The sequence below is a fragment of the Streptomyces sp. NPDC102467 genome (assembly GCF_044765445.1).
In the GTDB taxonomy this organism is placed as follows: Bacteria; Actinomycetota; Actinomycetes; order Streptomycetales; family Streptomycetaceae; genus Streptomyces.
Genome location: NZ_JBIWKA010000021.1, coordinates 18106 through 29513 on the forward strand (window position 1 = coordinate 18106; position 11408 = coordinate 29513).

Sequence of the window (11408 nt, forward strand, 5' to 3'; positions counted from 1 at the left end):
TATTGAAATCTGTCACCTGTCATGCCAAGGTGGAGGCACCGGCACCCCGAGCTCCAAGGAGTCCCCATGAGCACCACCCTCCCCACCCAGCCCCTCGGCACCACCGGCCCCCGCGTCTCCGCGCTCGGCCTCGGCTGCATGGGGATGTCCGCGCTGTACGGCGACGCCGACCGCGCGGAGGCGATCGCCACCATCCACGCCGCTCTCGACGCGGGCGTCACGCTCCTGGACACCGGCGACTTCTACGCGATGGGCCACAACGAGATGCTGATCGGCGAGGCCCTGCGCACGGCCCCGGGCGCGGCCCGCGAGAAGGCGCTGACCAGCGTGAAGTTCGGCGGGCTTCGCGACCCGGACGGCGGCTGGACCGGCTACGACGGGCGCCCGGCGGCCGTGAAGAACTTCGCGGCATACAGCCTCCAGCGCCTCGGCGTCGACCACATCGACGTGTACCGGATCGCCCGTCTCGACCCCGACGTGCCGATCGAGGAGACCGTCGGCGCGATCGCCGAACTGATCGAGAAGGGCCATGTCCGGCACATCGGCCTGTCCGAGGTCGGCGCGGAGACGATCCGCCGGGCGGCGGCCACCGCGCCCATCTCCGACCTGCAGATCGAGTACTCCCTCATCTCGCGCGGCATCGAGGAATCGATCCTGCCGACCACCCGCGAGCTCGGTATCGGCATCACCGCGTACGGGGTCCTGTCGCGCGGCCTGATCTCGGGGCACTTCACCCGCGACCGCACGCTCGCCGCGAACGACTTCCGCGGTATGAGCCCCCGCTTCCAGGGCGAGAACCTGCAGCACAACCTGGACCTCGTCGACCGGCTCCGCAAGATCGCCGAGCAGCAGGGCGTGAGCGTCGCGCAGATCGCGATCGCCTGGGTGCTGGCCCAGGGCGCGCGGCACGAGAACGACATCGTGCCGCTGGTCGGCGCCCGCACCCGCGACCGGCTGGCCGAGGCCCTCGGCGCGCTCGACGTCACCCTCACCGCCGCCGACCTCGCCGCGATCGAGGAGGCCGTGCCCGCGGACGCGGCGGCCGGCGAGCGCTACCCGGCGGCCCAGATGGCACACCTCGACAGCGAGCGCTGATCACGGCCCGGTACGGTCACTGACATGGCACCGCCCACCGAGCCCCTGACACCCGAGCGCATCCTCGAAGCGACCGAGGAAGTGCTGCGCCGACACGGCGCCGCCAAGGCGAACGTGGTCGACGTGGCCCGTGCGCTCGGGGTCAGCCACGGCTCGGTGTACCGGCACTTCCGTACGAAGGCGGAGCTGCGCGGCGCGGTCACCAAGCGGTGGCTGGACCGGACGACCGCCGTCCTGTCCGAGGTTGTCGCCGGCCCCGAGGAGCCGCCGGCCAAACTGCGGCACTGGTTCACGGCCCTGTTCGACGCCAAGCGGCACAAGGCGGGCGACGACCCGGAGCTGTTCGCCACCTACTCGGTCCTGACCACGGAGATCAGCGACGTGGTCGACGCACACATCGGCGAGCTGGCCGGTCAGTTGACGGCGATCGTCCAAGAGGGCGTCGGCCAGGGGCAGTTCGAAGCGCCGGACATCCCGGCCACGGCCCGCGCCCTGTTCGAGGCCACCGCCCACTTCCACGACCCGGTCTACGCGCCGCAGTGGTCACGGCCCGGCGCCCAGAAGTCGTTCGACGCGGTACTGGCCCTGCTCCTCCGCGGAATCGCCGCGCCCTAAGAGGTCTCGCTTCCGGGATCCACCGTCGCCTGGTGCTCCCGCTCCAGATGCTCCTGCGCCTTGAGCCACGGCAGGAACTGCGCGTTCCTGTGCCAGCCGCACGTCTCACAGGTCAAGTGGCGCTGAATACCAGCCTTTTCGACGCGTACGACATGAGCGCGCCCGTGCTGGTCCCAGCGACTGACCTTGCTGCTAGTCATCTCCGCCATCCCCGCAGTGTGCCGTACTTGAGCCTCTGCGGCGATTGAGCAGCGGGGTCCGGGGCGGAAGCCCCGTGACAGCACGAAGGCCCCGGTCGCAAAGAACAGCGGCCGGGGCCTTCAGCAACGTAAACCGACGTCAGCAGCCGATCAGGCGGCTGGCCAGGTAGCCCTCGATCTGGTCGAGAGAGACGCGCTCCTGCTTCATGGTGTCGCGCTCGCGCACCGTCACCGCGTTGTCGTCCAGGGTGTCGAAGTCGACCGTGACACAGAACGGCGTGCCGATCTCGTCCTGGCGGCGGTAGCGGCGGCCGATGGCGCCGGCGTCGTCGAAGTCGATGTTCCAGTGCTGGCGCAGCGCCTGGGCCAGACCCTTGGCCTTCGGGGAGAGGTCGGGGTTGCGGGACAGCGGGAGCACCGCGACCTTCACCGGGGCGATGCGCGGGTCGAAGCGCATGACCGTGCGCTTCTCCATCTTGCCCTTGGCGTTGGGCGCCTCGTCCTCGAAGTACGAGTCGAGCATGAAGGCGAGCATGGTGCGGCCGACACCGGCCGCGGGCTCGATGACGTACGGCGTGTAGCGCTCGCCCTTCTCCTGGTCGAAGTAGGAGAGGTCCTGGCCGGAGGCCTTGGAGTGCGCGGTCAGGTCGTAGTCCGTGCGGTTGGCGACGCCCTCGAGCTCGCCCCACTCGCTGCCGCCGAAGCGGAAGCGGTACTCGATGTCGGCGGTGCGCTTGGAGTAGTGGGAGAGCTTCTCCGCCGGGTGCTCGAACCAGCGCATGTTCTCTTCACGCAGGCCCAGGCCGGTGTACCAGTTCCAGCGCTGCTCCATCCAGTACTCCTGCCACGCCTCGTCCTCGCCCGGCTTGACGAAGAATTCCATCTCCATCTGCTCGAACTCGCGGGTGCGGAAGATGAAGTTGCCGGGCGTGATCTCGTTGCGGAAGCTCTTGCCCATCTGGGCGATGCCGAAGGGCGGCTTGCGACGAGAAGTCGTCTGGACCTGGCCGAAGTTGGTGAAGATGCCCTGCGCGGTCTCGGGACGCAGGTAGGCGACGGAGCCGCTGTCCTGGGTCGGGCCGAGGTGCGTGGAGAGCAGGCCGGAGAACTGCTTGGGCTCGGTGAACGTGCCCTTGTTGCCGCAGTTGGGGCAGTTGAGGTCGGCGAGGCCGTTCTCGGGAAGCTTGTTGTGCTTGGCCTCGTACGCCTCTTCCAAGTGGTCCGCGCGGAACCGCTTGTGACAGGAGGTGCACTCGGTCAGCGGGTCGGTGAACGTGGCGACGTGGCCCGACGCCTGCCAGACCTCCGTGGCCAGGATCACCGACGAGTCGATACCGACGACGTCCTCGCGCGAGGTGACCATGTAGCGCCACCACTGGCGCTTGAGGTTCTCCTTCAGTTCCACGCCCAGCGGACCGTAGTCCCAGGCGGCGCGCTGACCACCGTAGATCTCGCTGCAGGGGTAGACGAAGCCACGGCGCTTGCTGAGGCTGACGATGGTTTCGATCTTGTCGGCGGCCACGGTGCTCTCTTCATTACGACGACGTTGAAGCTCGCTGGATACGCGCTCCGGGAGCGAATGCTTCAGGTTACCGGCGGGCCCACCCCTGCGACCAAATCGGTTCCGGGGTACAGAGCGGGACCGAGCGTGACGAAGTCCTTGTTGACAATCGTTTCCAGTTTTGTTGAAAATGAGTGTCATGAACGTACGCCTCGCTCGTCGCCCCCGCCGCCGCCTCATATCCACCGCCGCCGTCGCCGCCACCACGGTGCTCGGATTGACGACCCTGTCCGCCTGCTCGTCGTCCGACGCGGCGGACGGCAAGAACGACGGCAAGCTGGATGTCGTGGCGTCGTTCTACCCGATGCAGTACCTCGCGCAGGAGATCGGCGGCGGCCACGTCGACGTCAGCAACCTCACCGAGCCCGGCCAGGAGCCGCACGACCTGGAGGTCAGCGCCAAGCAGCGCGCCCAGATCGAGGAGTCCGACGTCGCTCTGTACCTGAAGGGCCTGCAGCCCGCCGTGGACGAGGCCATCGACCAGTCCGGCACGAAGACGAAGATCGACGCGGCCTCCCTGACCAGCCTGGAGAAGCACGGCAACGAGGTGGGCGGGCACGCCGAGGGGCATTCCGACGAGGATGCCGACGGGCACGACCACGACAGCGAGGGCTCCGACCCGCACATCTGGCTCGACCCGGTGAAGTACGCCGAGGTCGCCGAGGGTGTCGGCAAGGCGCTGGAGAAGGCCGACCCCGACAACGCGGCCGACTACAAGAAGAACACCGCCGCGCTGCTCAAGAAGCTGGACGGGCTCGACACGAAGTTCAAGGACGGTCTGAAGGACACCGGCACCGACGGTTCGAAGGTCTTCATCACCACGCACGCCGCCTTCGGCTACCTCGCCGAGCGCTACGGACTCACCGAGGAGGCCATCAACAGCCTCGACCCGGAGAGCGAGCCCAGCGCCGCCCGCGTCAAGGACCTCCAGAAGATGGCGAAGGCCGACGGCGTCACGACCGTCTTCTACGAGACCCTCGTCAGCGACAAGACGGCCAAGACCCTGGCGAGCGACGCGAAGCTCAAGACTGCTGTACTCGACCCGATCGAGGGCATCACCGACAAGTCCAAGGGCGACGACTACCTCCAGGTCATGGAGTCGAACCTGGCCGCGCTGCGGAAGTCTCTCGGCGCCAAGTGACGTACCCATCCAGCGACTTGAAGGGCGGCAGCGAGATGAGCGCATCCGCGGAACCCGTCATCACCCTGCGCAGGGTGACGGCCGAACTGGGCTCGCGCCCGGTACTGCGCGGCATCGACCTGACCGTGGGCCGCGGCGAGGTCGTCGCCCTGCTCGGCGCGAACGGCTCGGGCAAGTCGACCGCCGTGCGCAGCATCATCGGCCAAGTGCCGCTCACCGGCGGCGAGATCGAGCTGTTCGGCACGGACCGGCGCCGCTTCAGGCAGTGGGCGCGCGTCGGCTACGTACCGCAGCGCACGACGGCCGCGGGCGGCGTGCCCGCGACGGTCACCGAGGTCGTCTCCTCAGGGCGGCTCTCCCGGGCCCGCTTCGGCATCCTGCGGGCGGCCGACCGGGACGCGGTGCGCCGCGCCCTGGAGCTGGTCGGCATGGCCGACCGCGCCAAGGACTCGGTCGACGCCCTCTCCGGCGGCCAGCACCAGCGCGTGCTCATCGCCCGCGCCCTGGCCGCCGAACCCGAGCTGCTGATCATGGACGAGCCGATGGCGGGCGTCGACCTGGCCAGCCAGGAGATCCTCGCCGCGACGCTGCGCGAGCAGGTCGCGGCGGGCGCCTCCGTCCTCCTCGTCCTGCACGAACTCGGGCCGCTCGAACCGCTGATCGACCGCGCGGTGGTGCTGCGTGACGGCTGCGTCCTGCACGACGGGCCGCCGCCGAAGGCGGTCGGGCAGCACGCCCTGCCGGGTCACGACCACGTCCACCCGCACGCCGCGGCGGACGCCGAACCCATCCGTACCGGACTGCTGAGCTGAGGGCCGCACGATCATGGAATTCCTCGACTACGCCTTCATGCAGCGGGCCCTGCTCGCCGCCGTCCTCATCGGCATCACGGCCCCGGCCATCGGCATCTACCTGGTGCAGCGCCGCCAGGCTCTGATGGGCGACGGCATCGGTCACGTGGCGATGACCGGTGTCGGCCTCGGCTTCCTGTTCTCCATGTCCCCGGTGTGGATGGCGATGCTCGTCTCCGTGCTCGGCGCGCTCCTCATGGAGCTCATCCGCTGGTACGGCAGGACCCGCGGCGACATCGCACTCGCCATGCTCTTCTACGGCGGCATGGCCGCGGGCGTCATGTTCATCAACCTGGCGCCGGACGGCTCGACCGCCAATCTCACCTCCTACCTCTTCGGCTCGCTCACCACGGTGTCGCAGCAGGACGTCGTCACGATCTGCCTGCTCGCGGCCTTCGTGGTCCTGGTCACGGTGGGCCTGCGCCGGCAGCTGTTCGCGGTGAGCCAGGACGAGGAGTTCGCGCGGGTCACGGGGCTTCCCGTGCGCGCCCTGAACCTGCTGGTCGCGGTCACCGCGGCGGTCACGGTGACGGTGGCGATGCGCGTGGTGGGCCTGCTCCTGGTGTCGGCGCTGATGGTCGTCCCGGTGGCGGCGGCCCAGCAACTGACCCGCAGTTTCAAGGCGACCTTCGCCGTCGCGGTCGCCATCGGCGTCGTCGTGACGCTCGGCGGCACCGTCACGTCGTACTACCAGGACGTGCCGCCCGGAGCGACGATCGTGCTCCTGACCATCGGCGTCTTCATCGCCCTGACGCTGCTGGCCGCACCACTGGCCCGGCGCCGGGCCCGAGAGGCGTCGGCGGTCACCGGCGACCCGGCGGAGTGCTCGATCCCGGAGCAGGCCGCTGCCAAGGTCTGACCCGGTCACAGCGCCGCCTGGCACAATGGCGGCGACACGTACGTGGCAGGGATGTGAGGAGGAACCCGTGGCAGCCCCGGTTCGAGGCAGGTCTACCCGCCAGCGCGCGGCAGTGGCGGCAGCACTCGACGCGGTGGACGAGTTCCGCAGCGCCCAGGAGCTGCACGACGTCCTCAAGCACAAGGGCGACTCCGTCGGTCTGACCACGGTCTACCGCACCCTGCAATCCCTCGCCGACGCGGGCGAGGTGGACGTCCTGCGCACCTCGGAGGGCGAGGCCGTGTACCGGCGGTGCTCCTCGGGCGACCATCACCATCACCTGGTCTGCCGGATGTGCGGCAAGGCCGTCGAGGTCGAGGGCCCCGCGGTGGAGAAGTGGGCCGAAGCGATCGCCTCCGAGCACGGGTATGTCAACGTGGCGCACACGGTGGAGATCTTCGGCACGTGTATGGATTGCGCCGCTTCTGTGTGACGCGGGGTTCGACGCGTCGCGTCTGCCGGGTGCGCATGGGTCGGCGGGTGCGGGTGCGTCGTGGCTGGTCGCGCAGTTCCCCGCGCCCCTGAGATGCGCACTGCGTGCGCCATTTCAGGGGCGCACGCGCGCGTGCGCCTCATGGGGCTGCGGCGGAGCCGCATGCTCCAGGGGCGCGGGGAACTGCGCGACCAGCCACGACGAGAGCTGCGGCGCGCGACGCGCGGAACCCCGCAGACGGGACCGGGACCCGGTCTAGCCCTCGGCCTCAAGCTGAAGCAGGACCTCGTTGGGGGTGGCCCCGCCGAACCTCCGGTCCCGGGACGCGTACTCCACGCACGCGCGCCACAGGTCACGTCGGTCGAAGTCCGGCCACAGCACGTCCTGGAAGACCATCTCGGCGTAAGCGCTCTGCCAGAGCAGGTAGTTGGAGGTGCGCTGCTCGCCGCTGGGCCGCAGGAACAGGTCGACGTCCGGCATGTCCGGGTAGTACAGGTACTTCTCGAAGGTCTTCTCGCTGACCTTCGACGGGTCGAGGCGGCCCGCCTTCACGTCCTCGGCGATGGCCTGCGCGGCGTCGGCGATCTCGGCCCGGCCGCCGTAGTTCATGCAGAAGTACAGGGTCAGCTTGTCGTTGTCCTTGGTCTGCTCCTGGGAGATCTCCAGCTCCTTGGCGACCGACTTCCACAGCTTGGGCATGCGCCCGACCCAGCGCACCCTGATGCCCAGTTCGTCGAGCTGGTCGCGGGTCTTGCGGATGAAGTCCCGGTTGAAGTTCATCAGGAAGCGGACCTCGTCGGGCGACCGCTTCCAGTTCTCCGTCGAGAACGCGTACAGCGAGATGGCGCCCACGCCCATCTCGACCGCGCCCTGAAGGACGTCGAGGACGCGCTCGGCGCCCACCTTGTGCCCCTCGGTCCTGGGCAGCCCGCGCTCCTTGGCCCACCGTCCGTTGCCGTCCATGACGATGGCGACGTGTCCCGGCACCAGCTCACCGGGGATCTTCGGCGGCCGCGCGCCCGAGGGGTGCGGTTCGGGCGTGCTGTACTCACGGCGGGACCGTCCGAGGATTCCGCGACGTGCCATGTTCCGGCCTCTCCCCTTAGCTCAGTTCAGTTCTCGGCCGCCGGCTCTCGCCGGCCGGCTAGCTCTTCTCTACGTAGCGCAGCGAGCGCAGTCCGCGCTCCAGGTGCCAGTGCAGGTAGGCCGACACGAGGCCGCTGCCCTCCCGTACGAAACGTGCCTCGCACGCGTCGGCCGTCGCCCAGTCGCCGGTCAGCAGCGCACCGAGCAGGACGAGGGCCTGCGGTGAGGGTACGACGCTGCCCGGTACCCGGCAGTCGACGCAAACCGAGCCGCCCGCGCCGACCGAGAAGAATCGGTTGGGACCGGGCATTCCGCACTTCGCGCAGTCGCCGAAGGTGGGCGCGTACCCGTTCACGGCGAGGGAGCGGAGCAGGAACGCGTCGAGGACGAGGTGCGCCTCGTGCTCGCCGCGGGCGAGGGTGCGCAGGGCGCCGACGAGCAGCAGGTACTGCTGAACGGCCGGCTCGCCCTCGTGGTCGGTGAACCGTTCCGCCGTCTCCAGCATCGCGGTGCCCGCGGTGTAGCGGGCGTAGTCGGTGACGATCCCGCTGCCGTACGCGGCGATGGTCTCGCTCTGCGTGCACAGCGGCAGGCCGCGCCCGATCAGTTCGCTGCCCCGCGCGAAGAACTGCACGTCGACGTGGGAGAACGGTTCGAGCCGCGCCCCGAACTTGGACTTGGTGCGCCGCACGCCACGGGCCACGGCGCGGACCCGGCCGTGGCCGCGCGTGAGGAGGGTGATGATGCGGTCGGCTTCGCCGAGTTTCTGGGTCCGCAGGACGACCCCGTCGTCCCGGAAGAGACTCATCGCACACACCCACGGGCGGCGTCGTCGTCTTCACGGGGCAGGTTCATGCCTCCATTCTGCCTCTACCCGAACGCGGGGAACGGCGCGGCCGGTTCTTCGGGCCGGGAGGGGGCGGCCCGCCCCATGCGAGCACCGCGCACGTGGCGTTCGCCACACAGGGTTTTCGCCCCCGCGCACATCAGGGGACTTCCCCGCGGCTCCTTCTGTTCTCGTACGCCGTCGCCGCTCGCAGCCGCTCCGTGGTCGTCGCCTCGCGCAGCGTCTCGGGCGGGCAGTCCCACTCGCGGCCGCCGCCGAAGGGGCGCAGTTGCACGTACGGGCCCTCGTGTCCCATCACCCGGCCCACCTGACCCGTGCTCGTGTCGACCGCGTACGAACCGATCGCTGGCTTCATCGGGTGGTGCTCCTGTCCGGTAGTGCGTCCTGCTGCGCGAGGAGTACGGCGGCCGGGCGGGGCGCCGAGTCAACCGGACAACGCCGCGATTCCGTCGATGGACACGGGGCGGTTCGCCCTCTCCTAGCCCGCCACGTGGCTCCCCTCCCCGATCCGGTTTCACTCTTTGTTCCTCCGCGCCGACGGTGCGTCCCTACAGTGGGAAGGGTCTACGCGCTCCAACTGCTCCCCGATACAGCGGCGTCGGGACGCGGCGACGAGGTGGAGCACGATCCCGGCGATCGTGAGCGAGCAGGCGGTGACGGCGACGAGCCCGCCGATGACGGCGACCGGCAGGCCCCGCCATTCGGGCGTCATGAGCCGTTGCGTGACCTCGTGGAAGTTCACCGGCCGGTGCGCCGCCTTCACCAGGTCGACGACGCGGCGCGTGAACACGACGGCCATCGCGATGGCCGCCAGGTGAAGGATCAGGGAGAGCGCGATCAGCCGGCGGGCCCCGGTGCGGGTGGACAGGCGGCCGCGGCCGCGCCGGTCGTACGCCGCGAAACCGGCGGAGGGCAGCGCGGTGACGGTCTGCAGGGAGGCGTTGTGCGCGGCCGCGCCCTGCTCGTAGCGCGCCTCCACGGTGCCGAACCGGATGACGTCGCCGTGGCTGAGCGGCCGCGCCGTGGTGACGGGCCCGTCGTTGACGCGGGTGCCGTTGCGGGAGTGCAGGTCTTCAACTACCACGCGGACCACGCGGTCCAAGGGGCCTTTGACGGGGTGGAGCACGGCGTGCGTACCGCTGACGCACGGGTCGTCGAGGCGCAGGTCGCACGCGGCCGCGCGGCCCACGAGGAACGGCCCGCGGGAGACGTCGACGGTCGTGCCGCGCAGTGTTCCGGGGCTGAGGACGGTCAGGCGGTGGGTGCTGGTCGGCGTGCTCATGTCGGCGCCCCCTCGAAGGCACGGCGGTTCATATCCGCCCAGGACGTGCTGGTGCGGTCCGCCGGTTCTGGGGTTGTACGCGAAGCCGCTGCTTGTCGGGCGCCGGTGCCAAGCGGTGACGAAAGCTCAGGCGCCTCGGCTCACCTGGGCCCGAGGTCCACGTCCACCCGGCCCTCGCGGGCCTGCGCATGTGTCGGCGGCACGTCGCCAACGCTCCCGAGCAGGTCGACCTGTTGGCACAGAACGAGTGCCACGTCGTCCAGGAGCGGCGCCCCGGTGTGCGCGGTCACCGCCTCGTACAGCGCGTCGAGCGCGTCGCTCGGCAGGACCGCGGAGAGCGGCTCCGCGCACTGTTCGAGCAGTGGGAACTCCGCGCCGTCGGCGTCCCGCGCCTCGGTCAGGCCGTCGGTGTAGAACAGGATCCTGTCGCCCGGCTGTAACCAGCACCGGCGGCTGCCGGGCCGGGTGCCGAGCCCCAACGGCAGCGCGGGCTCGATCGGCTGGAGCAGCTTGGGCCGATGTCCGGTGCGCAGCGGCGGCGGGTGCCCGCAGTTGACGATCCGGACCTCGCCCGGGGCGAACTCGGCGAACAGCGCGGTGACGAAGCCCTCGGGCCCGAGCTCCGGGGCGAGGAGCGCGTCCAGCCGTACGGCGACGTCGGTGAGGTCGGGGGTCACGTAAGCCAGGTCGCGGAAGCCCGCGAGCACCGATGCGGCGGTCTGTACCGCGTCCAGGTCGTGGCCGCGTACGTCGCCTATGAACACCCTTGTTCCGTAGGGGGTGTTGACGGCCTCGTACACGTCTCCGCCGACGGTCGCGGGCTCCAGTGGGCAGTGGTGCCGGGTGAAGACGTCGATCTCGCCGACCTTGGCGGCCAGCGGGCGCATGATCGCGCCCTGGGCCACTTGCGCCACCTCCGTGACGTGCTGGAGGGCGGCCGCGCGCGCCGTCTTCTCTCTGGCGATGCGGACGGCCACGGCGCCGCCCGCGAGCAGCACCAGATATTCCACGAGGAACGGTGACGTCCCCGTCAGATGCCGGACGAGGCCGGCCGACAGGGCGAGGACCGCGCTCCAGCCGGCGACGGTGAGCGTGCCGCGCACGCCGAGCCGGGAACAGGCCAGGACGGGTCCGATCAGCAGCGCCGCCACCGCAGGGCGCCACCCGTCGTGGAGCCCGCCGAGGACGGCCAGCAGGGCGCTGACGGTCACCGGCAGCGCCAGGTCCCTCGCCCTGCCCCAGCGCATCCGCCCACTTTCCCGCACCGTCATGCGGGATCCTCCCGCCTGCTCCGAACCGCCTGCCCCGCCCTGCCTGCGCCGTCTGCCTGCCCCGTCGCGTGAGCGGTCCACTCTGTCCGAATGCCCGGTTCCGCGCCGCACGTTGTCCACAGTGCGTG

The 11408-nt window shown here is 70.2% G+C and carries 13 protein-coding genes; 6 read left to right on the forward strand and 7 right to left on the reverse strand.

Annotated features, from left to right (window positions below; translation table 11 throughout):
- Window positions 1–66 precede the first annotated feature (66 nt).
- Complete coding sequence (locus ACIREE_RS35535) at window positions 67–1095, forward strand: aldo/keto reductase (protein WP_404161857.1); 1029 nt, start codon at window positions 67–69, stop codon at window positions 1093–1095.
- A gap of 24 nt (window positions 1096–1119) precedes the next feature.
- Window positions 1120–1710: a TetR family transcriptional regulator gene (locus ACIREE_RS35540; protein ID WP_404161860.1), complete on the forward strand. Its 591-nt coding sequence runs from the start codon at window positions 1120–1122 to the stop codon at window positions 1708–1710.
- Here the strand turns inward: ACIREE_RS35540 and ACIREE_RS35545 are convergent.
- Entirely contained in the window at window positions 1707–1919 is a 213-nt protein-coding gene (locus ACIREE_RS35545) for a hypothetical protein (RefSeq protein ID WP_404161863.1), read from the reverse strand. The genes ACIREE_RS35540 and ACIREE_RS35545 overlap by 4 nt on opposite strands.
- 130 nt (window positions 1920–2049) lie before the next feature.
- Window positions 2050–3432, reverse strand: a complete 1383-nt coding sequence (locus ACIREE_RS35550) for a glycine--tRNA ligase (protein WP_404161866.1) — start codon at window positions 3430–3432, stop codon at window positions 2050–2052.
- Window positions 3433–3601: 169 nt separating this feature from the next.
- Between ACIREE_RS35550 and ACIREE_RS35555 the strand changes: the two genes are divergently transcribed.
- Genes ACIREE_RS35555 through ACIREE_RS35570 form a run of 4 tightly spaced genes read left to right on the forward strand, consistent with a single transcriptional unit; the run spans window position 3602 to window position 6794 of the window.
- Window positions 3602–4612 (forward strand): metal ABC transporter substrate-binding protein, encoded by a 1011-nt coding sequence (locus ACIREE_RS35555; protein WP_404161869.1) that lies wholly within the window; start codon window positions 3602–3604, stop codon window positions 4610–4612.
- A gap of 35 nt (window positions 4613–4647) precedes the next feature.
- Complete coding sequence (locus ACIREE_RS35560) at window positions 4648–5424, forward strand: metal ABC transporter ATP-binding protein (protein ID WP_404161872.1); 777 nt, start codon at window positions 4648–4650, stop codon at window positions 5422–5424.
- A gap of 13 nt (window positions 5425–5437) precedes the next feature.
- The gene (locus ACIREE_RS35565) at window positions 5438–6322 is read left to right on the forward strand and encodes a metal ABC transporter permease (protein WP_404161875.1); all 885 of its coding nucleotides are present in this window, start codon (window positions 5438–5440) and stop codon (window positions 6320–6322) included.
- Window positions 6323–6347: 25 nt separating this feature from the next.
- The gene (locus tag ACIREE_RS35570) at window positions 6348–6794 is read left to right on the forward strand and encodes a Fur family transcriptional regulator (RefSeq protein WP_404161878.1); all 447 of its coding nucleotides are present in this window, start codon (window positions 6348–6350) and stop codon (window positions 6792–6794) included.
- A 255-nt stretch (window positions 6795–7049) separates the two neighbouring features.
- Here the strand turns inward: ACIREE_RS35570 and ACIREE_RS35575 are convergent, their stop codons facing one another.
- From ACIREE_RS35575 to ACIREE_RS35595, 5 genes are all read right to left on the reverse strand, one after another.
- The gene (locus ACIREE_RS35575; protein WP_404161881.1) at window positions 7050–7880 is read right to left on the reverse strand and encodes an isoprenyl transferase; all 831 of its coding nucleotides are present in this window, start codon (window positions 7878–7880) and stop codon (window positions 7050–7052) included.
- Between the two features lie 58 nt (window positions 7881–7938).
- Window positions 7939–8688, reverse strand: coding sequence for a DNA repair protein RecO (gene recO, locus ACIREE_RS35580; RefSeq protein ID WP_404161884.1), 750 nt, complete (start codon window positions 8686–8688; stop codon window positions 7939–7941).
- A 178-nt stretch (window positions 8689–8866) separates the two neighbouring features.
- Window positions 8867–9082: a hypothetical protein gene (locus ACIREE_RS35585; RefSeq protein WP_363191553.1), complete on the reverse strand. Its 216-nt coding sequence runs from the start codon at window positions 9080–9082 to the stop codon at window positions 8867–8869.
- Window positions 9083–9241: 159 nt separating this feature from the next.
- Window positions 9242–10009 carry an FHA domain-containing protein gene (locus ACIREE_RS35590; RefSeq protein ID WP_404161887.1) on the reverse strand — a complete coding sequence of 256 codons (768 nt, stop codon included), beginning with the start codon at window positions 10007–10009 and terminating at the stop codon, window positions 9242–9244.
- Window positions 10010–10149: 140 nt separating this feature from the next.
- Window positions 10150–11280: a PP2C family protein-serine/threonine phosphatase gene (locus ACIREE_RS35595; RefSeq protein WP_404161890.1), complete on the reverse strand. Its 1131-nt coding sequence runs from the start codon at window positions 11278–11280 to the stop codon at window positions 10150–10152.
- Window positions 11281–11408 lie beyond the last annotated feature (128 nt).